A 25048-nucleotide genomic window follows, 5' to 3' on the forward strand; every position below is an offset into this window, starting at 1 on the left:
GTCAGATACCGCAATCGGTCCCCGACCCTCGACATTCGAGTCGGAGGCGGACCTTGGCGCACCAATCAACCCGACAGCGGTGCTCCTGCCAGATGAAAAAGCACCCGTTCGCCGAGCCGGCCCAAGCCGGTCGTGTCGCTTCGGGCGGAGGCCAATGCCGATGACCGCCGCCGACCTGTCCCCCATGCTTCCGCCGCTGCTGCCACGTCTCTGGGCATTCGCACTGCGTATCTCGGGTGATCAGCACGACGCGGAAGATCTCGTGCAACGCGCCTGTGTGCGCGCGCTCGAACGCGCGCATCAATTGCAACCCGACACCGCGCCGCTCAGCTGGATGTTCTCGATCGTGCAATCGACGTGGATCAACGAACTGCGTGCGCGCAGCGTGCGCAGCCGCTCGGGCATGGATTGGGACGATGACTTTCTCGAAACGGTCGCAGACCCGGCTGCGCGCACGCCGGAACAGCACGTTATGGACGGCCAGATCGTCAGCGCGGTGCAACGGTTGCCCGAAGCCCAGCGCGTGGTTATGCTGTTGGTGGGTGTGGAAGGCCTTAGCTATAACGAAGCGGCCGAAGCGCTCGGCGTGCCGATCGGCACGATCATGAGCCGGCTTTCGCGGGCTCGCCAGGCCATCGGTGCCCTGTTCAGTGACCCAAAAGAAAAACGCGTAACAAGCGCGGCGATTAGTAAGGACCAAGGGGCATGAAAATGGACGACATCCTGCTCATGGCGTATGTGGACGGCGAACTCACGCCGCACGAGCGCGAGGAAGTCGAGAAAGCGATGCGCACCTCGGCCAATATCGCCGAACGCGTTGCGTTACTCGAAGCGTCGGTGCTGCCGTACCGGCGCGCATTCCAGCAACAGGCCTTACCGCCGGTTCCGGAGAGCCTGACGCGCAAGATAGCCGAACTCGCGCAAGCGTACGCCATGCCAGCGGACTCAGCGCCGGCCGGCGACAAGCATCGCGCGGCCGCGCCCGATTCGCAGCCCGAGGCCCACGCGGGGCCATCCGCGCCGGTACGCTCGACTTTTCGCACCGCCATGCCGTGGCTCGCGGTGGCTTTCATCGCAGGTGCATTCTGCTGCGGCGCCGTGCTGCGCTTCGCACCCGGTGCCGCGCAAGGCGGCTTTGCACAACCGCCCGCTCAAATGGCGGCGGGAACAGGCACATCGCCGTGGGTGATGGCAGCGGCCAATTATCAGCGGCTTTACACGCGTGACACGGTCGAGTTCGATTCTTCCAACATGGCTACCGCGGCGCATATTGTCGATAATATTCGCCGCGACGACGGACTGCCGATCCACGTGCCCGACCTTCGCTCGGCCGGGCTGACTTTCAAGCGCATACAGCGTCTGCGGTTCAACAATCGGCCGCTGGTGCAGATCGTCTATCTGCCCGAAAAAGGCTTGCCGGTGGCGCTTTGCGTGATGAAGGACGAAAAGGCCGACTCGGCGCTCACGCAGCAACAGGTCGACAGTATGGATGTTGTCACCTGGCGGCATGCCAAGCTCAGTTACGCGCTAATCGCCACGCCCGGCGAGACCGACCTCAGCACTATCGGCCGGCGCATCGCCGAAAGTAATGCGGAAGAACTTATCGGCCAGTTATCGAAAGTCGGCCCGGCGTTCGCGAGTTGAAAGAAGGCATTTGAAAAAACTGCCCACACGTCACGACGCGGGCAGTTTCGCTGACTCACATTGGCTCTGTGTACTCGAATATCTATAATCCGAAGGCGACTCGCCGTAACGCCGCCGGAACAGGCGGCTGAAATGAGCAGCAGTCGTAAAGCCGCATTGCCATGCAATTTCCTGAATCGAACAACCACGGGAACCATTGGCCCGCAGCAGGTGCGCGGCGCGCTCGAGCCGCGCCTGCCACACGTAGCGCATCAACGAAGTGCCGCTCGCGCGAAACAGGCGTTGCAGATGTTGTGCCGATACATGCACGGCGCCCGCGATTCGCGCAATATCCAGATCCGCGTCGCCCAGATGATCGTCGATATAGCGCCTTGCCTGATAAGTCAGCGCTTCAGAACTACGCCTTTTGGAACGCGCGGCGGGATCGATTACGGCAACCTGGACGAGTTCGAGTAAATGTTCGCCCATTATATTTTGTGCAATCTGACTAGGCGTGGTGGACTGACCGGTGATGCACTTGATCAACTCCCTCGCTGCACGAATGTCGGGCGAGAGCGTGTCGCCAGCCAATGGCCCCACCGCCGAGAAATGTACGCCGCGGTCCCGCAGCGTGGCTTTCGGAATACGCAGCACCGTCATTTCCGCGCGCTCCGGGAATATTTCGACGAACGGGTAGGCCGGGTCGATGACGAAGATACTGCCCGTATCAAAACGTTGCACCTGCTCACGCCAACGCACATGGACATGCCCCGCCGTAACGAGCTTGACGAATAACCAGTCGCCCTGCCATGAGGACATTTCCTCGCCGACCGGCGAAAGTGTCTGCACGGCGAGATTTGCAAGGGAAACCCCTACATCGCCCAGCTTCCAGCTTTTGACGGAAGAATCGAGAGACTGTCGTGTATCGAAAGAACATGTCAGACCGTGCGTATTGCGCATGATGTCGACCCAACGCTCGGCCGCGCTCTGACTGCTATCGAAAGTGATCTCGTGCGTGCTGAAGTGCATTAAAGACATCCCGTTTATCAGCGACGGACGGGCTCAAAGCCGACCCCGCCCCCGAAAACGCGTCGTGCGTTCTCGTGGACCGGGATAACTTCTAAGCCGCCGGCTTCGGCATGAAAACTGCCTTGGTTTCGAGGTAGGCTTCGAGTCCCTCGCGACCGCCTTCACGGCCGAGTCCGGATTGCTTGAAGCCGCCGAACGGCGCATTGGCGGCCAACTCGACACCATTGATACCGATGTTGCCGGTGCGAACGCGGCATGCCACTTCGTAGGCCCGCTCCGGGTCCTTGCCATATACCGATCCGCTCAAGCCGTACGGCGTATCGTTCGCGATGCGGATGGCGTCGTTCACTGTGTCGTACGCGAGAATGGACACGACCGGCCCGAAGATCTCTTCGCGTGCGATGGTCATCTCCTGCGTAACATTGCTGAAGACGGTCGGCTCGACAAAGTAGCCCTTTTCGAAGCCCGCATTGCCGATGCCACCCGTCACCAGCCTCGCGCCTTCGCCGATACCACGCTCGATATAAGTGCGCACGCGTTTGCGTTGAGAGTCGCTCAGTACCGGTCCGACTTTCGTATCGGCATGCGTCGGATCGCCGACTTTCAGCTTCGAAATGATTTGTGCATAGGCGTCAACGACTTCCTCGTATCGGCCACGCGGCGCGAGAAGGCGCGTTTGCGAGAAGCATATTTGCCCGGCAAACGGCATCGTGAACGGCACAAGCGCGGCGAATGCGGAAGGAAGGTCCACATCGTCGAGCAAAATCGCTGCCGACTTGCCGCCGAGTTCGAGCGTGACGCGCGCAATTCGGTCAGCCGCGGCATGCGCTATCCATTGTCCCGTTGGCACGCTACCGGTGAAGCTGATCTTGTCGACATCCGGCGACTGCACCAGTTGCGCGCCCTCGTCGCGCCCGGCCGTGATCACATTCAGTACGCCCGGCGGAAGGCCCGCAGCCGCCGCGCATTCGGCGATGATCAATGCGTCGAGCGGGCTCTCCAACGGCGACTTGACGACCACCGTGCAACCCGCCGCCAACGCCGCCGCCATCTTCTGCGAAACGATGGGAAAGGTTGCGTTCCACGGCACGATCAATGCGGCCACGCCGACCGGCTCCCGGCGCACGCGCACGTGTCCGCGCTGCGTCGGCCTCGAGTCTTCGAATTCGTAGGTATCGAGGAGCGACGAGAAGAACTCGAAACGCGTGATGCCGACCGGAATCAAGCCCTTCGCAAATGCTGACGGCGCACCAACCTGATCCGTCCACAATTGCGTCAACAGCGGCAGGCGCTGGCGAACCTCCTCCGTTAGACGCTTCAGATAAATGCCTCGTTCCTGACCCGACATTTTCGGCCACGGGCCATGATCGAACGCGCGGCGCGCCGCTGCGATCGCGCGCTCCACATCGACGTGGTCGGCAAGTGGAACCTCTATGAACGGTTCTTCGGTCGCCGGGGAGATCAGCACGTGGCGCTGTTGCGAGTGGCTCGCCACCCATTCGCCGTCAATGAAGAAACGCGTACGGACGTTCGACGAAAGTGCTGCTGAATGTTCTTGCATTGTCTTTCCGATAAGTAGTCTTAACAGCGAAGGAATGGATTCGATCAGGCGGCGCTGTGGCACACGTGACATGCGTTCGGAATCCATTACCTGACTCCCTCCAATTCGGGAACCAGCGACTTATCAGTGTATTGAGGGTGTTCTTCGGGCGATTGTCCGGGATAGACCGCTCGCTTGTCCAAAACGCGCTTTTTGAGCGGTCCAGGATAAGTTAGCCTCACAGGTCAGCAATGCACTGCCTTTGCGTCGCGCAGCGACGCTCGGTGTCTTATAGCGCATTTGCCTCTCCACAGTGTGTCGTAATGTATCTGGTCACACTTCGGATACAAAAAAACCAATCACGTTTCTATCTTTTCGCAATGTATCTATTGTCCCTACCGCTACACAACGTTGCAGAAGTCCGCTTCGGCGACATACGGCGGATACCTCGAGACGTTCCAATACATCAACGACGGCTCTTTTAGCAGGTGAATTCGCGGTACTGACGTCGTGTGGCTTCTCTATTCGAGTTGCAAATGCGCGTGTCAGACAAGAAACACGTGTGGTTTAGACAATATGTCCGATGCATCACGCTATAAAGTAAGGGTTTTTCCCAAAGTAAATTTTCTGCAGCGTGTGGGATCGCCTACGTCAGTCGATGAATGCTTCCAGCAGGCTGGAAGCATGTTGACAGGCACGGCGGTGTACACGGTGCAGAGGCGGCGTTTCTTATCAGCTTTATACAGGGCAATGAAGCAAACCGATCTCTCACTCCTGCTTCCCGACATGCTTCCCCGGCTCTGGTCGTTTGCATTCCGGATTTCACGGAATCGCTATGACGCAGAAGAACTGGTGCAACGAGCATGCGTACGGGGATTGGAGCGAGCGCATCAGTTGCGCGTCGATACGTCTCCGTTGAGCTGGATGTTTTCGATCGTCCACTCGACATGGCTGAACGATTTGAAGCAGCGCGAACAGCGCGGCCGCTTGCAAGCCGAATGGAACGAGACGCTGCCGGAGACGATTGCCGATCCGGGTTCGGCATCGGAAACAGGCGCGCTCGCTGGCCAGATCATAGCGGCGGTCGAGCGACTGCCTGAAGCTCAGCGCGTCGTCCTGTTGCTGGTAAGCGTAGAGGGCTTCAATTATCAGGAAGCCGCCGAAGCGCTCGATATACCGGTCGGCACCGTCATGAGTCGCCTGTCTCGCGCTCGTCGAACTATCGGTGCGCTTTTCGAAAATGACCAGTCGGTAAGACCGCATGGCGCTGCCGGCCGGCGGGAATAAACGCATGGCACGGCGTGTTGTGGTGTTGGCTGCCGCGCACTCACCGCCAGCGAACGAAGAGATCGCCCCCACGAAGCACTCATTTCCTAGATTGGGATCCGGCGCGATGCGGACCCAAGCAGCGATTGACAAGACAAGACCATGCCATCCCTTTCCAGAATGCTACTCGTGTACGACGGCACGGACGAATCTCATGCCGCGCTGTCGCGTTGCGCGGAACTGTCGCTGGCATTATCGGCACAAGTCGATGTGATTTCAGTCGTGGATTCGGTCAGCGCGAACGCGAATTCTGCGGGCATGCTCAGCGATCTTGCCTACATGCGCCTCGAAGAATCCGCCCGCCATACGCTGCGAATCGCTATCGGCAAACTCGCGGACAATGGGATTTCCGCGCATGGATACGTCACTTTCGGACGCACGGTCGACGCCGTCTCGCGACACGCAGCGACTTTCAATTCGGATATAGTCGTGCTCGGCCATCGCACGCGCAAAGGGCTCTCGCGCTGGTGGAGCGATCGGCCGGTTCATCTCGATCTGGCCGAACGCCTGATTGGATCGACGATTGTCACCGTGACGCTGCCCTCCGCATAGCATTGCGCATTTCCGAAAATGTATAACGAACAGGTACGAATCTCATAACAGGCGACAGCCCATGACATCCCCCATCGATCAGGAATTTTTTAAGCTGCTCTCGATGAGCTACCGGCGTCTGCTTGGCAAGCCGCTGGTTGCGTCTGACATTCCAGCGGAAGAAGCCGCAGTCTGGCTTTACGAAAAGGCCCCGTTCGGCCTGCTCGCGCATAACACAGAGCCGGACCCCGTCTTCGTATATGGCAACCGGAAGGCGCAAGAACTGTTCGAATACAGCTGGAATGAGTTGACTGCGCTGCCTTCGAAATTATCAGCGGAAGCGCCCGACCGGGACGCGCGCCAGGCCTTTCTCGAGCAGGTGCAGCGACATGGTTTCGTCGCCGCTTACCGCGGCGTACGCGTGGCGAAATCGGGCAGACGCTTCTGGATCGAAAATGCAGTGGTCTGGCAATTGCATGACGAGACCGGCAGGTACTGCGGCCAGGCAGCGCTCATTCCCGGGTCGTCCACTGCGTGAAGTTGCGGCACGCGCGACGTTTGGCGCGGAGCAAGCGTGCCAGCCACTCCGCGCCGGATAGTCGGGCTTCGTATGTTTAGTTTGCAGCGAGCCGCCACGTGCCATTCACGATCTGCACCATCACGCGCGCACGTTCGTCGAGACCGGAATGGTCCGCCGCGGTCATATTCACGACGCCCTGAGACGTATGCAGATCGGCTGTGCCTTCGAGCGCCGAACGCAGCGCCTCGCGGAACGCGTCAGTTCCGGGCTGAGCTTTCTTCAGCGCCAGCGGGATTGCGTGTTGCAGCAATAACCCCGCGTCCCACGCATTGCCGCCGAAAGTCGACACTGTGCTTGCACCGTACGCTGTGTCGTACGCCTGCTTGTAGGCAAGCGCGCTGCGCTTCACGGAGTTCGAGTCGGGCAGTTGATCGGCGACTAGCAACGGACCGGCCGGAAGGAACGTGCCGTCGCAATCCTTACCGCAGACGCGCAGAAAATCATTGTTGGCGACGCCGTGCGTCTGGTAATACAGACCTTTATAGCCGCGCTCTTTCAACGTCTTCTGCGGCAATGCGGCGGGCGTGCCCGCACCGGCGATCAACACGGCGTCCGGGTTCTGTGAAACGATCTTCAGCACCTGCCCCGTCACTGAAGTGTCGTTGCGCGCGAATCGCTCGCTCGCGACGAGTTTGATGTTCGCCTTTTCCGCGTCCTTTTTGAATTCGGTAAGCCAGCTTTCGCCGTACGCATCCGCGAAACCGATGAAGCCCACGGTCTTCACCTGATGCGCCACCATGTTTTGCACGATGCCAGCAGCCATTAACGCGTCGTTCTGCGGCGTCTTGAAGACCCACGAACGCTTCGCGTCCATCGGCTCGACGATCGATGCGGCTGCGGCCAAAGCGATCATCGGCGTGGAAGTCTGAGCGGCGACATCGATCATTGCCAGCGAATTCGGCACGATGGTCGAGCCGATCAATGCGTCGACATGATCTTCGCTCGTGAGCTTGCGCGTATTCTTGACTGCAAGAGTCGGGTCAGACGCGTCGTCCAGCACGATATAGTCGATCTTCTGCCCCGCTATTTCTTTCGGCAGTAACGCAATGGTGTTCTTCTGCGAGATGCCGAGCGAAGCGGCCGGCCCGGTGGCCGACACGGTGACGCCGATTTTCACCTCGGCATGCGCTTGCACGCTCCAGACGCCGGCGATCAGACAGGCGGCGTAAAGCGGTTTCAGCGCGGACGAAAAAATTGAATTCATGTTGTTGGTTCGAGTTTGACTAAACGGATCCTGAGCGCAGAAAGCGCGGATCGAATCACTGATAACAATCAGGCTTGCCGTTCTATTCCATAAGCTGATCGGCAGCGACAAGGCAGTCCGAATTCGCCAGAACCCGCCGAAGCATGCTTTTTAAAAAGCCGATCTCTTCCGGCGTAAAGCCGTCGAAAAGCGAGTCCATCACCCGCGAGAAGATAGGTGGAATTTTGGCGGCAACGCGTGCCCCTTTTACGGTCAGCGCCAGCCTGACCATGCGGCGGTCGGCATCGCTGCGGATGCGCGTCAGCAAGCCGTGTCTTTCGAGCCGGTCAATCAGCCGCGTCACCGAACTCGCGTCCAACCCACACTCACGCGCGAGTTCCGCGGCGACCGGACTGCGCCCGCTCGCCAGCATCATTACGATGCTCGCCTGGGTTGCCGTGATTTGCAGTTCGGCCAGCGTTTGCTGGGTCATGCCGTTCCACATCGTAGAGCGGACACGGCTTAGCAAGTAGCCTACGCTCTCGTCGAGTCTTTCCATCTGCAACGGCAGTTTTAATGCATGGGAGTCGCTGGTCGGCAATCTGCAACTCGCAATCGCCGGATTGCCCAGCGCTCGGGGATCATGAATGGCGGCCAGCCCGGCTCGCCGCATGTCCATAGAACAACTGGGCGGCCGGTTTATTCCGAAAAGTTTGCGGTCGAGACCGGCAGATGCGTGAGAAGAAATTGCGTCACGACAGGTTCGTCGGGCCATGCAGCGTTACCTGAAGGCTGACGAACTGACGCTTGATTGCGATGTATGGACCAGCCATGAATACCGCACGAATAGCACGTTGAACTTGCCGCCTGCTTACTGCCGGAACTCCGCGTCAACAGTAGAAAAACTTTCCGTTCCCGGCATCACGAGCGGCACATTGAACACGTCATAGTCGTAAGTCCAAGACGGATCTTTGTCCGAACACAACCATACGCCGTTGCGCGAAGCGCACTGGACTCTCGCCGTGCGCGCCGAGCGATTGGCCTCGTACAGTGCGAACGCGTTCACGTAGTCGCCGACACCCGCCTCGCCGAGACAACGCATCAGCATCGCGGCGTCTTCTATTCCCATCGCCGCAGCGTGGCCCATATGCGGACTGAGGGAACGGCATGCGTCGCCAAGCAGCGCCATGCGTCCGCGACTCCATAGCGGCGTGCGGTCACGTTCGAACAGCGGCCACTTCGTCACCGATGGCGATATATCGATCAGATGCTGCACGTCCGCGTGAAAACCGACAAACGCCTCCTTCATTTCTTCGCGGCTGCTTCGCATCATCGACGCGCCGGCGGGCCATTCGATCTGCGGCACGCCGGTCACATAGAAGTACTCGCTATGCTTGCCATTGACGTAATAGGCCAGCATGTGCCGGTCGTTCGACCACCATTTCACACATGCGTCATACGATTTGTAGCCTAGTAGCGAAGCAGGCAACACCGCGCGATGCGCCACATACCCGGTGTAGCGCGGCGGCTCTTCACCGAGAAGATGTTCGCGAACTTTCGACCTCAGGCCGTCGGCGCCGATCACCAGATCTGCGGTTTCCTCGGTGCCGTCGGTGAAGCCCATGCGCACGTCGTAGCCTGTGTCTTCCAGAGCGTGCAGGCGTTTGCCGAATACGATGGTATGCGGAGCGACGATGCTCGTCATCAGGGCATGGAGATCGCCGCGGTGCACGGTCAGATAATTTGCGCCGTAGGCCTCGAGAGCGTGGTCGCCGAGTAGAATTCCAGCAGTGGGTTCCGCGGTTTTCCACTGGCGGCTAAACCAGAAGTCGGGGCGCGATCCCATTGCATTCAACGCATCTTCGCAGCCGATCCGCCGCATCACTTTCATGACGTTGGGCCCGAGGTGAATGCCCGCGTCCAGACGCGAGAAGCCCCGTGCCTGCTCGTATAACTTTATGTCGTAGCCGCTGCCTTGCAGCAGCGCGGCGGCCGCGATGCCACCGAGACCGGCGCCAACCACGGCGATGCGCGTCTTGCTCATGAGAGTCATCCTCCAATGCGTCCACCCGGGCGGACTGCCTCGAAGATCGAACCAATCGACTCATTAAAGCGTACACGCTACATTAAAAAGCGGCAAGATTTTTTCGGCTCACCAGAATGTGGCAAACAGCGTCAAGGTTTCACGATAAAAGGAAGGTGAATGAGTGGTGGCACCGGCATGATTTTGAGCACCCTATCTGATCGTGGAAGTCATAGTTTTCCTTGCTGCCAGCATCCCACTGGCTTCAAGAAACACGGCGACCGATAAAGTGCACACCCGCTATTTGGACATGCCTTTATCGCCATGAGGTGGTGTTCGATCAGCCCTGGGCGACGCCGGGCACAAAAGATATCCGCTCAAAAGCCCGGATCGATCGGCGAAGCCGGCGCACCACGCGCCTCGATTGCTTCACCCGCGAGCAGACACAGGTCCTCGCGGAAGTGCGCCGCGACGATCTGAACGCCGACCGGCACGCCGCCGACCAGTTGCGTCGTCACGGCCAGCCCCGGCAAGCCCATCGCCGGCAGGGCGCGCATCGTCAACTGCGCTTCCCACACGCGGTCGAAACCCGCGGCACCTTGCATGTCGAGGTCTTCGGGGAACGGCAGTTCCGAAGAAACCGGCATCAGCACGACCGCGTACTGATCAAGGAACAGCCGCCATTGACGCAGCAACGTGGTGCGTCGCACGAGCGAGCGGCTGATTACGTCGGCGGGCAGATCCTTCACTTTCAGGCGCGCGGCCGCGATCACCGCGTGGGCGCCTGGATCGCCGTCACTTGCCACAATCTCGGCGAGCGCTTCGAAACCGTCGCCGAGCCAGAGCCGCTCCTGCAATTGCGCAGCTTCGCGGATGGCCGGCACGTCGTCGATTTCCTCGACGGTCCAGCCGGCGTCGACCAGGCGCCGAGCGGCATCGAGCAATGCGTCCTCTACTTCCTTTTCGGTCTGCAAGCCGCCCGGCCGCAGGCAAATGGCCGCGCGCAACGGCACCGCGCGGCCTTCGAGCGGCATCGGCATATACCAGGGATCGCGCAGATCGGGCGCGGCGAGCGCCGCAAGACTGAGACGCAGGTCCTCTACCGTGCGCGCGATGGGTCCGGTCGCGGACATCAGTTGGGCACCAATCGCCCGCTCCGGCGACGACGCGTTGAACGCCGGCACGCGACCGAAAGTCGGCCGGAGTCCGTGTACGCCGCACGCGTAGGCGGGATAGCGCAGTGAGCCACCGATGTCCGTGCCAAGCGCGAGTTGGCCGATGCCCGCGGTGACCGCCGCCGCGCCGCCGCCGGTCGAGCCGCCCGGTGTCAATTTCGGATTGCGCGGATTCAGCGTGCGGCCATGCACCTGGTTGGAGGTAAACCAGCGCAGCGCAAAGGTCGGCGAATTGCTACGGCCGAGCAGCACGGCGCCGGCTTTTGCGAGATTATCGACGGCGGGACTATTGGCCTGCGCGATGAGGTGCTCCTGCAACCGGGTGCCGTTAGTGGTCGCGAAACCGGCGTGGTCCGTGTTGATTTTAGTTGTGACCGGCACGCCGGCGAGCGGCCCTGGATCTTCGCCACGCGCTATCGCGCGGTCGATATTGTCCGCTTGCCCCAAGACCAGATCCGGTCGATGCGCTACCACCGCGTTGACTTTTGGATTCACCGCGTCGAGCCGCTCGAGCGCGGATTGCGCGGCTTCGCGCGCGGACACCTTGCGGGTTTTGACCAGCCCGGCTAGTTCAGCCGCGGATAAACGCCATAGTTCAGTCATCATGTCTCCAATAAGATTTTTCATTTGACTGGCTAAACGTATCCGCCGTATTTCCGCCAGGTGCGGCTTTGCAAGCTAATTTTTCCAGGCGCGCCGCAGATACACTGCGCTACAAAATTCCGACGTTTGCCATGCTGTACGTTGCGCCGTTCACGCGGTGATCAAGGGCAATGTCAGGCGCGCTTCGAGCCCACCCGTACGGCGATTCTGCAGTTGCAGATCACCGTGCATCGCCAGCGTCAAGCGGCGCGCGATCGCGAGGCCAAGCCCCGAACCAGGCGCACGCGCGGCAGTGTGCGGCGCGCGATACCACGGTGCGAATACCGCTTCCAACTGCGATGGCTCGATGCCCGGTCCGTTATCCATCACGGCGAATACGAGCGTCTGCGCTTCCACTCGCACGCTTAAACACACGCCGCTGCCGTAGCGCAAGGCGTTGTCGATCAGGTTGACGAGCACGCGGCGAATCGCATGCGGGCAAGTCACGACCGGATAACACACATTGCCCTCCAATTCGATGCAATGCCCGGCATCACGATAGTCGGCGATCAGGCCGGCAAGCAGTTCGTCGGCGTCCACACGTCCTGGCGGCTCGTCCAGATTGCACTGCATCCGCGCGCAAGCCGCGCTCGCCTCGACAAGCTCTTTCATTTCGGCGAGATCGCGGTTCAGCGCCCGACGCAACGCGGGATCGTCGAGCGTCTCGCAGCGAATGCCCATGCGCGTCAGCGGCTTGTGCAGGTCGTGTGCGTAAGCGGTCTGAACGTCGAGCAATTCCACGAGGCGCTCCGCATGACGGCGACGCGTGAGATTGATCGCGCGCGTCAATTGCAATACGGAAAATGGACCGAGCGCCGGCAGCGGCGCATGCTCGCCGTCCACACCTTGCAGTTCGATTGCCGTTGCGAGACGCACGATGCTGGAACGCAGATTGATCACATACATCCACAGCGCGACGGCGAGCAGCGACAGCGATGCACTCACGGCCACGACGATCACAAGAGGAAAGTTGGCCGCGAAACAACGAATCAGGAACAGCGGCATCGCGCGGCCGCCTTGCTCGCTCAACGGCACGAGTATTGCGCACATCGCGATCGCCAACACGCAGCGGTATCGGCTAGCACCACGCGAGCGGCGAAGCGGAATTGCCGGCCGCAATGCGAAATCCTCAGCGTCTGGGCGAACTTGCGTGAGTGAACGGCGCGTGGAATCGGGCGGCGCAGCGGCAGTCATCGTCATTTTTTCTCCTATTGCCGCCGCGGTGGACCGTATATGAATGCGCCCGCGATCGAATCGTGCGAGCGTTTCGACGCCGTTCGTCGCGGGCATCTGGTCGCCGGTTATGAGGCAGCTTGTTCGTTCGAGCACGCCGGGCAAGAAAGTCTCTCGTCATTGCCCGACACACAAGCATACCGTTCGATGCATGGAGCACCATCATATGGAAGTATGGGTTCGGCATGCGAAATCTCGTCGGCCTGGCTTACGAACGGGCCGACAAAACTTCTTTCAATTGCTTGCCACGTCTTTACTGCCATACCTTCGTTTTATTGACCGCCGCTCCGGTCGGCTGCATGATTGGCAGCCAGCGAACCGCTGCGCTGCATGCGCGGCGGCGCTTGGCCAGCGCGCAAGGAAAGGCATGCGATGAACCAGGATCGAAACAATCAGCCCACATCGGCACCGCGCCTTCCCGCATCGCTCGGCGCGCCGAGCGATCATCTCTATCCGCGTTTCAGCGAAGCCGACATCGACAGGATGCGGCGCTTCGGCACACTCGAACATTGGAATGCGGGTGACGTCATGTTTCGCACGGGACAGCCGGGCCTTGGCATGCGCGTGCTGCTCAGTGGACAAGCGAGACTCACACGGCGCGACGGCCTCGGTCGGTCGCAAGTCATCGCTGAATTGAGCGCCGGCCAGTTTCTCGGCGAAGTCGCCCAGTTAACCGGCAAGCCTGCGCTCGCCGACGGCCTTGCGCTCACTGACGTCGAAGCGCTAATGATTCAGCCCGAACAGATTCGCGCAATGCTGGTTGCTGACGCACACATCGGCGAGACGTTCATGCGCTCGGTGATTTTGCGCCGTTTCGGTCTCGTGCAGGAAGGTTGCGGGCCAGTGTTGATCGGCCCCGTGGGCGACATGAAACTGGTCGCACTAGAAGGCTTGCTGCATCGGCTCGATCATCCGTATTCGGTGGCCGATCCCGACACCGATCCCGATGTGCGCGAACTGTTCGCGGGTCTGGACGGCTGGGAGAACGATTACCCCGTCGTCATGCTCGCGGACGGCACTTTGCTGCGCAATCCCGACGCGCGCGAATTGTCGGCGAAACTCGGCCTGCTGCTCGATGTAGACGCAGCCCGTACCTACGACGTCGCCGTGGTCGGCGCGGGACCGGCGGGCTTGGCCGCGGCGGTTTATGCCGCGTCCGAGGGCCTGTCGGTGATCGTGTTCGACGGGCACGGTCCAGGCGGACAGGCCGGCGCGAGCGCGCGCATCGAAAACTATCTCGGCTTTCCCTCCGGCGTGTCAGGCCATGAACTGGCCGCGAATGCATTCGTTCAGGCCGTCAAGTTCGGCGCGGAGATCGTCATGCCCGCCAGAATCGAGACGCTCGATTGCGCACAGACGCCGCTTCAACTGACGCTCGAAGACGGACAGCGAATCGTCTCGCGCACCGTTGTCATTGCAACGGGGGCAGCGTACCGGCGACCTGCGATTGCCGGACTCGACGCGCTGAACGGACGCGGCGTCTACTACTGGGCGTCGTCCGTCGAGGGACGTTTGTGCCGGGGCGCCGAAGTCGTGCTGATCGGCGGCGGCAACTCGGCGGGGCAAGCCGCGGTGTTCCTCGCGTCGCACGCGAGCTGCGTCCACATGCTGATTCGCGGCGATGATCTTGCCAAAAGCATGTCCCGCTATCTGATCGATCGCATCGCGTCGCTGAGCAATATCGTGCTGCATACGAACACCGTCGTCTCAGCCGTCACGAGCGATCAGTTGGGACTCGAATCAGTCGTTTGCGACACGCCCGACGGGCCGCATTGCGTTGCCACGCGTCACGTGTTCCTGTTCACCGGCGCCGATCCGAACACGCACTGGCTGCGCGATTGCAGTGTCGCGATCGACGAACGCGGCTTCATCAAAACCGGCTATGCCGCCGACGCTCGGCCAGGGACGGGCTGCTTCGCGTTGCAGACGAACGTGCCCGGCGTCTTCGCGATCGGCGACGCGAGGGCCGCGTCGGCAAAACGCGTCGCCGCCGCAGTGGGCGACGGCGCGGCCGTCGTGTCGGAGATTCACCAGTTCCTGAGTTCGGTTTCGTCAACAGCGTGATCGCCCGCCATCAGCCAAATGTGAAGCTGAATGCCTTCACGCCGGGATCGAGGAATTCAATCTCGAACGTGCGGTCGGCAACCGCACCGGGCTGGCGCACGAGCTGATACAGGCGCGCGCTGGTCACGACACCCGTGCCGTCACTGGCGACATCCGCACCGTGCGCCGCGCCGGGAGGCGCACCATCGATCGTGATGCGAAAGCGCACCGGCTTGCCGTCCGCCGCGGGCGCCAATACCAGATGCAGATCGCGCGCATGGAAGCGATAAGCGATGCGCGCGCCCGACGCTGTCGGCACGGCGGATTCGGCGCCGATGTTCCACTCGCCCGCGAGTCCCCAGTTGTTGAGCGGCAATTGCGTAGGCAGCGTGTACGTGCCGTTTGCGTCGGGCTTCACACGTTGCGTCGATGCAAAGCCTTGCGATTCTCGATAACCCACGTAGGTCTCGCCCGATCCGACGTCCGCCGGATCAGCGGCGGCTTGCGCGCCGTTCGCCTGCACCGCTTCCCGAGTGCCGGCGGCCATCGGATTGCCTTTCTCGGCGAGCAGTTGCCTGATCGCCTGTTCCGCTTCGCCGTAATCGCCCTCGCCAAAATGGTGATACCTGATGTGGCCTTGCGCATCGACGATATAGAACGCCGGCCAGTACTGATTGCCGAAGGCCTTCCAGATGCCGTAATCGTTATCGATTGCCACCGGGTAGCGGATGTTCAGGTCTTTGAGCGCGCGCTTGACGTTGCCCGCGTCGTGCTCGAAGCCGAACTCGGGCGTGTGCACACCGACCACGACGAGGCCGTCGTCGTGATAGCGCTGTTCCCAGGTCTTTAAGTAGGGCAGCGTGCGCAGGCAGTTAATACACGAGTAAGTCCAGAAATTCACCACGACGACTTTGCCGCGCAATGCGTCGCTGGAAAGCGGCGTGCTGTTCAGCCAGGCGGTCGCGCCATCGAGCGATGGCAAGCGGCCTTCCACCGGCAGCGCGGGCTGCGCGGCGGGTAGCGACACGCGCATGATCCGGCCTTCGTGCCGCTGCTTGCGTGCCGTGGTCTTCGGCTTCTTCGCCGCAATCAGACTGACCAGCCGGCTTTCGATCACGTTTGTCGGCGCGGCCGGAACATGCGTGAGAAGCCGCGTGTCGACGCCAAACGAAATCACGCCCACGGTAATCAGCACGAGCGCGCCCATGACACGGCGCAAGCCCTCGCCGACGCCGAGGGAACGCTTGAGCATATCGAGTGAACGTTTGCCTAATCCGGACGCTACCGCCAGCGAGCAGGCTGCGCCGCCAGCGTAGGCAGCGAGCGCCGCGCCGGTTTGCCACGTGGCGCCGTGCAACGCCGCGCCAGTCAGGATCAGACCGAGAATCGGGCCCGCACACGGCGCCCACAGCAGACCAGTCGCCGCGCCGAGCAATACGGCCGAGCCGATCCGCCGCGTCGTGCCGGCGCCTTGCGAATGCGCAACGAAGCGGTCGGCGAGACCGGACAGCGGGCGCGACAGCCGCGACGCGATCTGCGGAAACAGCAACGCCGCGCCGAACGCGGCGAACAGCGCGAGCGAAATCCAGCGGCCGTATTCACTGAGTTGTGCCGCGGCGCTCAGACCGGCCGTGCCGAGTCCAGTGACGAGCGCAAAAGTGCCGGCAAGGCCGACCAGAAGAGGCAGTCGCTCGGTGGCGAACGGCCGGTCGGAGCGCGCGAACACAAACGGCACGACGGGCAGGATACAGGGACTCAGCACGGTGAATGCGCCGCCCAGAAATGCGATGACGATGAGTAACATGAGATCGGTATCCACACAGTAGATGATTGGACGGACTGGAATCGAACGTCGCACGAGACGACGCATAAAGCCATGAGCCGTATTCCACCGCTCTCATGTATCGGGAAAATTTCAGCGGGCGCGCAATACGCAACGCCATGTATCGATCGCGGTGCACGATACATGACGATACAAAGCGCTTCGTTCCATGTCCGCTTACGCACGTGCCTTGTATCGAAACGTACCTAGCCGCCTGACGGACACAAAGCGTTTCACACCCGCAAATCGCGGACATAATCCAGATACGTCCATGCGCTCCAATAGGCTCAAATGCTGACTCATTGGAGATTTCCCACATGTTCGACCGCCTCAAGATGGCTACCATCGTCGCCGGCGTGGCAGGTGCGGCATTGCTTGCCGGCTTCGCCTATACCGGCGGCGCGACCGATCAGATGCCCTCGTTGGAAACCGGAACGCCTGCTCCGGATTTCAAGGGCATAAGCAACTGGATCAACAGTGCGCCGCTCGACCAGAAGCAGTTGCGCGGCAAGGTCGTGCTCGTCGAGTTCTGGACGTTCGATTGCATCAACTGCGCGCACACGCTTCCGTATGTCAAGGACTGGTATGCCCGCTATCGCGACAAAGGGCTCGTAGTAGTCGGCGTACATACGCCCGAGTATTCGTTCGAGCATGACACCGACAATCTGAAGAACGCGGTGAAACGCTTCGGCATCGAGTATCCCGTGGCGCAGGACAACCAGTACGCGACGTGGAACGCGTACGGCAATCAGTACTGGCCCGCGCTCTATCTGTTCGATCAGAACGGCAAACTCGTCTACGGCCATTTCGGCGAAGGCCGTTATGCGGAGATGGAAGACAAGATTCGCGGTCTGCTCGGGCTTGATGCCAAGCGCGGTTAAGTTCGCAACGATTGAAATTCGATGGCGGCAGGCCCGCCTCCTTCGTTAGAAGAGTTTGATTATCGCGGGCACACTCAGCACAGCGGCGTAATACCCCATGAACTGCACGCCTGCGTTGAAGGCGAACAGACGGGAAAGCAGCCCGCCGAACAGCCCCACCGTAAGGATCACCGCAAGTCCCAACAACTGTCCTTCCCAAAGACCGATCACGACGATCAGCCCGGAAAACGTAGCAATGATCGCCTCATGACTCAGTTTGCGCGCAACGAAGGAGGCGGCCGGGTGCGCATAGTTCATCGCGAGAGGATAAGCAATCAGTGCCGCCAGCAGAATGGACAACAGACCGAAAACGAGGAACTGCCATGTCGTCATCAGCGTATGCAGGTTGTCGATGTGCCCCGTCACCGTATTCACGGTGAAGCGCGGCGGCGCATTGAAAAGCGGTGCGGCCGGCCCCGCGGCCACCGGGCTGAGCGGCAAGCCGAATGCAACGAGCGGAATCAGCGCCTCGGCAATATAGGTGGCTTCGGTCACGCCATTGCGCACGGCGATCACGGTCGTCAAGCGATGATACGCATGCCGGATTCGCGCTCCGACTATTTCGCCCATCAGCACCGTCATCGCGACGGGACTGAACACGAAGGTCGCGCTCGACACGGCCGCCGTCGCGACCGTGTAGGCAGCCTGTTGCCGATCGAGTACTTTCAACGGATTCGGAAAGTACCCGCGCCAGCCTTTGAGATCCGGTGCCAGCGCGAATTTCGACACGCTATCGCGGCGCATACGCCGCCGCTCCACCGGCGAAAGTATCGAGAACAGATCCGCGATCAACGGACCGATCGCAATGCCGAGAAAATAGCTCACGCTCAGATTCACGCCATGACTACGCGTGAGAGCCTGCAATCCGACGATCAGCAACACGAACGGAATCAGCAGAAGCACCGCGGCCCATCGTCCCGCCGAGAAATAGGCGATGCATACCGCCGCGAACAGGAACACCCACGGCGCCGCGCGCGTGATCAATCCACCGAACGGCGCAAGCATCACCGCGAACAACACGGCAAAAGGCAACGCGACGAAAGCCGCCACGATCGCGCCAGAAATCATCTTGCGCAATGCGATATGCGGCACGCCCAGCGAGCGCAGCATCGCGGCTTGCTGGAGCAGAGGCGCGGCCATGGTGTCGCCGGGAATGCCTAGCAACGCGGTTGGAATGGCGTGGGTCATGTGCTTGGCGACCGCACCCGCCATGAAAAATGTGAATACGCCGGCCGGCGGCACACCGAGCAGGGCAACGAGCAAGGTCAATGGCGCGATCGTGGTGGTTTCATCCGTGCCTGAAACAAGGCCGATCGCAGCGAAAACGACGGCGCCAAGCAGTCCCATTGTCAGGGCCATGGGAACCTGGTGGAGCAGCGAGTCCATCAGCGCTCTCCTTTTGCTTGCGCGGCTTGTTGGGAAGATTCGTAGGTGGCGAATAGATCGTAGAGGCCAAGCTCTTTCAGTTCGGCTTCGGCGCTCGCCGGAAGGTCGGCGAGCGAGCCAATGTCGCCCCACTCTTCCGCGAGTTGCTTCAACACATGCAGGCGGTCCGATTCATCGACCATCTGGTCGATCACGATGCGCTTCGGTCGAAAGAAAAATGCACTGAGCGCACCCGCCACGAGGCACCCACCCAGTCCAATCAGCATGGCGTAGGCGCGCACGATGGCCGCGTCGCTCACGGCGGACGACAACACCGCCCTGCCCGCCTCGAACGCGGCGACGCTAATCGCCACGCCCAGCACCACGGACCACGCCAGATGGCGCAGATCGACCGTATCACCCCACACTTCGGCCAGCGTGAAGGCGGAAGCGTCGACGTGTGCATGAAGGCCCAGACCGTCGCTCGCGGCCGGTGTCGTATTGGCACTGGATGGTTTCAAAGTCTGTCTCCTGACCGACATGTTTTATTTAGGGCGTCCGCTTTGCGCCGCCGCATTCACGGTCGGGCCATTAGCGTGTGCCTTCGAGTGGCGTCTCTATTCCGTCCAATTTAGTGAGCAAAGACGTCGCAAGAATGAGCGCTCCCCCAGCGAGCGCAGCTCATACAGGGGCAGCGAAAGCCAACTCATATATCGGGAAATGTATTCCGCCGGATTGCTAATCAGCACGCGGTTACGCTCAGCACTATTGGCGCACATGGCCGGTTCTGATGCAAAGATACTGCCGACGCCGGTTCAGCGCCATCTCGCTTTGCCGGGAGCGGTGATTACGGCCCCGGCAAATCGTGTCCACGAGGATGTCATGCATCGCGTGGACCTTCCAGCATCTCTATTGCGAAGTCCGTGCGGAAGTCCATCGAAGTTATCATTTTCTTGACTATCCAGTCAACATCACTACCGGTTGCGCCCGCCCCCAACGCGATATTGCGTGCGTGCAAGGTCATGTGTCCGCGTTGGATGCCTTCCGTTGCGAGCGCGCGCAATGCGCCCATGTTTTGCGCGAGACCGACAGCCACCGTGATCTCGCCGAGTTCCTGCGCGGATTTCACGTCCATGATCTTCAGCGCGAGACGGGCGAGCGGGTGAGTCTTGGTTGCTCCGCCAACCAGTCCGACCGGCATCGGCATCTCGATGGTCCCGACGAGATCACCGTTCTGCGCCTTCTCCCACGTGGTGAGCGAGGTATAACGGCCGCCCCGCGCCGCATACGCGTGAGCGCCCGCTTCCACCGCGCGCCAGTCGTTGCCGGTCGCAACGATCACCGGATCGATGCCGTTCATGATGCCTTTGTTGTGCGTCGCCGCGCGATACGAGTCCAGCGCAGCGAAGAGATAGGCGTCGATTACGCCGTCGATCACTTCCTCGCCGGAATAATCCCTGGTTGCCAACGTGTCCGCCGAATAGCGCACCGAGGCACGCGCGAGCCGCAGGTCGGCGAGGTTCGACAGAATACGAAGACGCACCTTGCCGCCGGTGATCTGCTCGATTCGATCCGCGACCGACTCGGCCATCGTATTGACAGTGTTCGCGCCCATGGCATCGCGAACGTCGACGATCAGGTGCGCGACGATCATCGGACCGCGCGGCGTCTCAGGAAACACATGGACCTCGACGTCGCGACAACCGCCGCCCAGGCCGATGAGTACCTTGTCGCAGCGATTTGCGAGGTCGATCAAATCTTCCTTGTGTTTGAGGATCGAGAGTCGCGCGCCGGACGGATCGCTAACTCCGACCACTTGTACCTGTGCACGCATCAGCGGCCCGGTGCTCGACGTCTGGAAGCCGCCGCTCACTCGCGCGAGTTTCGCCATGAACGAAGCCGCCGCGACGATGGACGGTTCTTCGACCGCCATGGGCACGATGACGTCTTTGCCATTGATCTGAAAATAGCCAGCGACCGCCATCGGCAACTCGAAAGTACCGATCACGTTCTCGATCATCCCATTCGCCGTTTCGAGCGACAGCGCGCCAGGCTTCGCCAATAGGGCATGTTGCATGTCGTCGAGACCCGCTTCTTTGCAGACGTGCGCAAGACGCTCTTCCGGCTTGAGTGAACGGAACTTCGGAAGTGTCGAATCGATAGCCATACGTTGTCCTCGGGTTACGGTCGCCGCATTGATCTGCGCTTGCGCCTATTGAATAAAGAATCAATAATAAGCAGACCGTACCCCTTTAAAAGGTACAGTTTGCACTTACAGTTGCGCAGCTGTACCAGTTACACTTTTTCTAATCTGCGGAGCCGCGTCAATGAGCTTGCGTACTGGTGTGAGTCTGTCGAGTTCCATGGCAGACAGTCTTTCCAAACAGATCGAAGAAGGCGTGATTCCGGCAGGTACCAAACTTCCTTCAATCAGGGAATATGCTGATGCATCCGGTTGTTCGAAGAACACCGTCATCAGTGCATTCGAAATGCTTACCGCGAGCGGATTGATCGAGCCGCGCCGAGGCTCGGGCTTTTACGTGGCACAAAGAATAAAAGCCGCGAGCGAGGTCGACGAAGGGGGTGTACTCGATCGGGCGATGGACACCGTCTGGTTGATGCGTGAGCAGTTGCAGGTCAAGCCCGATGTTCTCAATCTCGGCGAAGGCTTTCCGCCGATCGAATGGCTCGAAGCAACGCGGCTCGATCAGTACCATCAGCGGGTTGTACGCACTGGCGTCGCGTCGCTATTTCGTTATGGCAGCCGCTACGGTTATCTGCCGCTGCGTCAGTCGTTGCAACAAAAACTCTCCAGCTACGAGATCGAGGCCGCGCCTTCGCAGATCGTTCTCACGCATGGCGCCAACCAGGCAATGGACCTCGTGTTGCGCTATTTTGTACGCCCCGGCGATACCGTGCTGGTGGACGATCCCGGCTACTATCCGCTGTTCGGCAAACTGAAGTTGAGCGGTGCGAACATCATCGGCGTGCCGCGCGAAGTGGACGGCCCGAATCTCGCCGAACTCGAACGCTGCATGGTCGAACATCGGCCGAAGCTGTTCTTCACGCAATCGGTCGGACACAATCCTACTGGCACGGATACGAGCGCGGCGAAGGCGTATCGCATTCTGCAGCTCGCAGAGATGCACGACACAATAATTGTGGAAGACGACGCCTTTGCCGACTTGCGGCCGCGCTCATTGACGCGTATCGCCACGCTCGATCAGCTACGCCGCACCATTTACGTCGGCAGCTTTTCGAAGTCCGTTTCGGCGGCATTGCGCGTGGGCTTTCTCGCGTGCAACGCCGCGCTCGCGAGCGATCTCGCCGATGTGAAAATGCTGATCCACGTGAGCAGTTCCGAATACAGCGAGCGAACGCTCGCAGCCATTGTCAGCGACGGCCATTTCCTGCGGCATACCAATCAGCTTCAGGAAAAATTGAAACGCGCAACCGCGACCGCAAAATCCGCGTTAAAGAAATTGGGTGCGGATATCTTCAAGGAAAGCGAGCAAAGCATGTACTTGTGGGCGTCGTTGCCGGAATGGCCGGACTCGATGAAGCTCGCAAAGGCCATGCTCGAGCGCGGCGTGATACTCGCGCCGGGCGCCGTTTTTTCGCCCGCGTCGGAGCGAGTCTCGGTGTATTGCCGATTCAACGTCGCGTATCTCGCCGACGAACGGTTCGTCAACGCATTGCGTGCAGTTGCACCGTAGCGCCGCGCGATGGCAGCGTGTGCGTAGCTAGGCTTTCGCGCGCCCGATGTTGAATCTAACCCGCTTGTCACGCATGACCGCGAGCATGAGCGCCGCAAGGCCGCACAGCGTGATCAGTGCGATCAACGCGATCTTGCCCAGATGAACCATTACCCAGCCGCCAATAGCAGGAAAGCCGAAAGTACCGAGAAAGTACGCCACGACGAACCACGTCAAGGCAGCATGGCGATGCATCGCAGCGGAGTCGTTGACCGCCTGGGCCTGGATGGTGGGATACACGAGACCGTAGCCCGTACCGAGCAACACCGCGCTTGCGGAGTGCAGCCACGCATAATACGGCACTGCGAACATCGCCGCGATACCGAGCACCATGATGCCGAGCAGCAGTTTTGTCGCGACTTCGCGATGAATCCGGATCACGACGCGCGTCAGCAGCCAGCGCGCCGCCACGACCGTCACCGCGTAGAGACTGAAGAAAGTGCCCGCCTTCGCATGTGTGCCTTGCACGAAAGACATCTGGAAAGTCATCAGGCCTGAGAAGACGCAAGCGCACAGCGAAATCATGATGATCGGATAAGCCGCGCGCGTCCGGCTAATGGCGCCGATCTCGCGCAGCCAGCGCTCCTGCACGGGGGATGCGGGCGAGCGCGGTGAGATCCGGCCAAACACTTCAAGCATCAGTGCCGCGATCGCACACAGGCCGCCGACAATGTAGAGCACGCTCGTAAGCGGCCAGTGCCATGAGCGAATAGCGAACGCCGCCACTGCCGGGCATGCGCCGATGCCCGCCATCTGAATCGTACCGAACCGCATGAACCAGAAACTGCGGTCCGTATCGCTCGTGCGTTCCGCGAGCGCCATCGGCGCGGCCAGACAGAACGCGCCCCAACCAAATCCGACGAGAAAGCCGGGAAAGACGCTGAGTGCGCTCATGCGGTCGACAAATGCGAACCCTGCCACGCCCGAGCCGATACACAACGCCGCGAGCGCGGTCGTACGGGCGGCGCCAATGCGCTGCGCGAACCAGCCGACCAACGGCACGCCGACGAGCGTACCGACAGTCGCTTCCGCAAGCGCGAGACCGGTATCAAGATCATTTCCGCCCATGGAGCTGAAATGCATCGAGAGGAAAAATGTCGCGCCGTAACCGCCCGCTGCGAGCAAGGTGCCGATAAGCACGAAAAAGGCGCTGAATGGGCGCATGGCGAAAGTCCGGATCACCAGTTAAATCGAAGCTCGCTCTGCGCGGCCTGCAGAAACGCGAGCGGCGAGCATTGCGAACCGATAGTGTCACGTTCCGGCGATCGCCAGATCGGCTTGATGCCGGATTGTCGCAGCAAGAATCATCTGATGCCGATTCGGCGGCACACGCACTTCGCGTGTGCGGGGACGAAACACCTGATCGCCGCGATTGATCGTGCGGCCCGTCAGCGCGCAAACTGTCGGAACATGAGCGAAACCGCCGCACCAGATCTGCTCAGTGCAGCGCCCGGAACATGGGTCGCTCCACGAGACGCTGATCGTACACGACGACAAGCGCTCAACAACCACGATGTTGGCCGGCCGCCCCGCTATACCGCGAAATTCCTCGGCTGCAGGCACGCACCGCTTGGCGCGGCGCTTCTTGAGCCTCACGAAAGGCTTTTTCGAGCACGCGTCGAGCTGCTCAGCGGACGGATCGAGGACGTTCAGCAACGTGCGAACCACGATATTTTCTTCGGAAAGTGCGGTCATAGATCCATCTCCGGTAGCCTGCATGGACATAGTGCGAAAACGGCCAGACGGGCGGCGCGGTTGCCTGATTCAGGCATTGCGCCGTGTACCGCTCTGCTCGCTCAGTTTCCGCCTTGCTCGTGCAGCGTCAGGTTGCTGCTGACGGAGGTCACGCCTTGCACTTTCTTCGCTGCTTCGATGGCAAGGCCCTCCTGGTCCTCACTTTCAATCTGGCCGGCCAGCGTCACATGACCCGTCCTCGCATTGCCGAAAGCGGCGATCGATGTTTGTTCGAGACCCGTGGTTTTGAAAATGGCTTTCTGAACCGTTTTCGAAAATGCACGATTAGCTATACGAACCGACTTTTTCGTCGGCACCTGCTTGCTGGTCGCCGCAGTGCTGTCCGACGCAGCAACCGCCGCGTCCGCCGCGAATGCCGGCGCATAGGCAAAAGTCACAAGTGCAATCGCAAGGCCGCTGCTAACGACGAGTTGTCGAAGTTTCATGATTGGATCCTTTTGAGGTCTGAGAAAAACTCGTTTTGAGTTATTGAACTGTCACTGCGACTTCGACGTGCGTGAACA

The 25048-nt window shown here is 60.6% G+C and carries 22 protein-coding genes; 8 read left to right on the forward strand and 14 right to left on the reverse strand.

The window, feature by feature from the left end; genetic code table 11:
- Window positions 1-160 precede the first annotated feature (160 nt).
- Window positions 161-709, forward strand: coding sequence for an RNA polymerase sigma factor (locus PQQ86_RS32880; RefSeq protein ID WP_408276716.1), 549 nt, complete (start codon window positions 161-163; stop codon window positions 707-709).
- Complete coding sequence (locus tag PQQ86_RS32885; RefSeq protein WP_408276719.1) at window positions 706-1644, forward strand: anti-sigma factor; 939 nt, start codon at window positions 706-708, stop codon at window positions 1642-1644. The genes PQQ86_RS32880 and PQQ86_RS32885 overlap by 4 nt, the downstream gene beginning before the upstream one ends.
- Before the next feature lie 30 nt (window positions 1645-1674).
- On the opposite strand, the gene PQQ86_RS32890 is transcribed toward PQQ86_RS32885, so the two are convergent.
- Window positions 1675-2583 carry a helix-turn-helix domain-containing protein gene (locus PQQ86_RS32890; RefSeq protein ID WP_408276722.1) on the reverse strand — a complete coding sequence of 303 codons (909 nt, stop codon included), beginning with the start codon at window positions 2581-2583 and terminating at the stop codon, window positions 1675-1677.
- Window positions 2584-2743: 160 nt separating this feature from the next.
- On the reverse strand, window positions 2744-4213 hold the full coding sequence (locus tag PQQ86_RS32895; RefSeq protein ID WP_408276725.1) for an aldehyde dehydrogenase: 1470 nt from the start codon (window positions 4211-4213) through the stop codon (window positions 2744-2746).
- Window positions 4214-4942: 729 nt separating this feature from the next.
- Between PQQ86_RS32895 and PQQ86_RS32900 the strand changes: the two genes are divergently transcribed.
- The 3 genes from PQQ86_RS32900 (at window position 4943) to PQQ86_RS32910 (ending at window position 6587) form a co-directional block, all read left to right on the forward strand.
- Window positions 4943-5479: an RNA polymerase sigma factor gene (locus PQQ86_RS32900; protein WP_408279416.1), complete on the forward strand. Its 537-nt coding sequence runs from the start codon at window positions 4943-4945 to the stop codon at window positions 5477-5479.
- A 141-nt stretch (window positions 5480-5620) separates the two neighbouring features.
- Window positions 5621-6070, forward strand: coding sequence for a universal stress protein (locus PQQ86_RS32905; RefSeq protein ID WP_408276727.1), 450 nt, complete (start codon window positions 5621-5623; stop codon window positions 6068-6070).
- A 61-nt stretch (window positions 6071-6131) separates the two neighbouring features.
- The gene (locus tag PQQ86_RS32910; protein ID WP_408276729.1) at window positions 6132-6587 is read left to right on the forward strand and encodes an MEKHLA domain-containing protein; all 456 of its coding nucleotides are present in this window, start codon (window positions 6132-6134) and stop codon (window positions 6585-6587) included.
- A gap of 76 nt (window positions 6588-6663) precedes the next feature.
- On the opposite strand, the gene PQQ86_RS32915 is transcribed toward PQQ86_RS32910, so the two are convergent.
- The 5 genes from PQQ86_RS32915 to PQQ86_RS32935 all read right to left on the reverse strand — a co-directional run bounded on the left by PQQ86_RS32915 (window position 6664) and on the right by PQQ86_RS32935 (window position 12852).
- Window positions 6664-7833: an ABC transporter substrate-binding protein gene (locus tag PQQ86_RS32915; protein WP_408276732.1), complete on the reverse strand. Its 1170-nt coding sequence runs from the start codon at window positions 7831-7833 to the stop codon at window positions 6664-6666.
- Window positions 7834-7915: 82 nt separating this feature from the next.
- Window positions 7916-8371 carry a MarR family winged helix-turn-helix transcriptional regulator gene (locus PQQ86_RS32920; RefSeq protein ID WP_408279417.1) on the reverse strand — a complete coding sequence of 152 codons (456 nt, stop codon included), beginning with the start codon at window positions 8369-8371 and terminating at the stop codon, window positions 7916-7918.
- A 312-nt stretch (window positions 8372-8683) separates the two neighbouring features.
- Window positions 8684-9856 (reverse strand): FAD-dependent monooxygenase, encoded by a 1173-nt coding sequence (locus tag PQQ86_RS32925; RefSeq protein WP_408276735.1) that lies wholly within the window; start codon window positions 9854-9856, stop codon window positions 8684-8686.
- Between the two features lie 356 nt (window positions 9857-10212).
- On the reverse strand, window positions 10213-11613 hold the full coding sequence (locus tag PQQ86_RS32930; RefSeq protein ID WP_408279418.1) for an amidase family protein: 1401 nt from the start codon (window positions 11611-11613) through the stop codon (window positions 10213-10215).
- 150 nt (window positions 11614-11763) lie between these two features.
- Window positions 11764-12852: an ATP-binding protein gene (locus tag PQQ86_RS32935; RefSeq protein ID WP_408276737.1), complete on the reverse strand. Its 1089-nt coding sequence runs from the start codon at window positions 12850-12852 to the stop codon at window positions 11764-11766.
- A gap of 405 nt (window positions 12853-13257) precedes the next feature.
- On the opposite strand from PQQ86_RS32935, the gene PQQ86_RS32940 reads away from it, so the two are divergent.
- On the forward strand, window positions 13258-14949 hold the full coding sequence (locus PQQ86_RS32940) for an FAD-dependent oxidoreductase (protein ID WP_408276740.1): 1692 nt from the start codon (window positions 13258-13260) through the stop codon (window positions 14947-14949).
- Between the two features lie 10 nt (window positions 14950-14959).
- On the opposite strand, the gene PQQ86_RS32945 is transcribed toward PQQ86_RS32940, so the two are convergent.
- Entirely contained in the window at window positions 14960-16732 is a 1773-nt protein-coding gene (locus tag PQQ86_RS32945) for a cytochrome c biogenesis protein DipZ (RefSeq protein ID WP_408276743.1), read from the reverse strand.
- A 335-nt stretch (window positions 16733-17067) separates the two neighbouring features.
- On the opposite strand from PQQ86_RS32945, the gene PQQ86_RS32950 reads away from it, so the two are divergent.
- On the forward strand, window positions 17068-17631 hold the full coding sequence (locus PQQ86_RS32950) for a thioredoxin family protein (RefSeq protein ID WP_408276746.1): 564 nt from the start codon (window positions 17068-17070) through the stop codon (window positions 17629-17631).
- 45 nt (window positions 17632-17676) lie between these two features.
- On the opposite strand, the gene PQQ86_RS32955 is transcribed toward PQQ86_RS32950, so the two are convergent.
- From PQQ86_RS32955 to PQQ86_RS32965, 3 genes are all read right to left on the reverse strand, one after another.
- Window positions 17677-19056: a tripartite tricarboxylate transporter permease gene (locus PQQ86_RS32955; protein WP_408276749.1), complete on the reverse strand. Its 1380-nt coding sequence runs from the start codon at window positions 19054-19056 to the stop codon at window positions 17677-17679.
- The gene (locus PQQ86_RS32960; protein ID WP_408276752.1) at window positions 19056-19556 is read right to left on the reverse strand and encodes a hypothetical protein; all 501 of its coding nucleotides are present in this window, start codon (window positions 19554-19556) and stop codon (window positions 19056-19058) included. Before PQQ86_RS32960 ends, PQQ86_RS32955 begins: the two co-directional genes overlap by 1 nt.
- Window positions 19557-19915: 359 nt before the next feature.
- Window positions 19916-21202, reverse strand: a complete 1287-nt coding sequence (locus PQQ86_RS32965; protein WP_408276755.1) for a hydroxymethylglutaryl-CoA reductase, degradative — start codon at window positions 21200-21202, stop codon at window positions 19916-19918.
- A 160-nt stretch (window positions 21203-21362) separates the two neighbouring features.
- Here PQQ86_RS32965 and PQQ86_RS32970 point away from each other — a divergent pair, with 160 nt between their 5' ends.
- Complete coding sequence (locus tag PQQ86_RS32970) at window positions 21363-22751, forward strand: aminotransferase-like domain-containing protein (protein WP_408276758.1); 1389 nt, start codon at window positions 21363-21365, stop codon at window positions 22749-22751.
- A 27-nt stretch (window positions 22752-22778) separates the two neighbouring features.
- Here PQQ86_RS32970 and PQQ86_RS32975 read toward each other — a convergent pair whose 3' ends face one another.
- From PQQ86_RS32975 to PQQ86_RS32985, 3 genes are all read right to left on the reverse strand, one after another.
- Window positions 22779-23954, reverse strand: a complete 1176-nt coding sequence (locus tag PQQ86_RS32975) for an MFS transporter (protein WP_408276760.1) — start codon at window positions 23952-23954, stop codon at window positions 22779-22781.
- 87 nt (window positions 23955-24041) lie between these two features.
- Window positions 24042-24485, reverse strand: coding sequence for a DUF3331 domain-containing protein (locus PQQ86_RS32980; RefSeq protein ID WP_408276763.1), 444 nt, complete (start codon window positions 24483-24485; stop codon window positions 24042-24044).
- Between the two features lie 101 nt (window positions 24486-24586).
- Window positions 24587-24970: a BON domain-containing protein gene (locus tag PQQ86_RS32985; RefSeq protein WP_408276766.1), complete on the reverse strand. Its 384-nt coding sequence runs from the start codon at window positions 24968-24970 to the stop codon at window positions 24587-24589.
- Between the last annotated feature and the right edge of the window lie 78 nt (window positions 24971-25048).

Origin of the sequence: Paraburkholderia sediminicola (assembly GCF_046026675.1) — a bacterium.
Taxonomy (GTDB): domain Bacteria; phylum Pseudomonadota; class Gammaproteobacteria; order Burkholderiales; family Burkholderiaceae; genus Paraburkholderia; species Paraburkholderia sediminicola_F.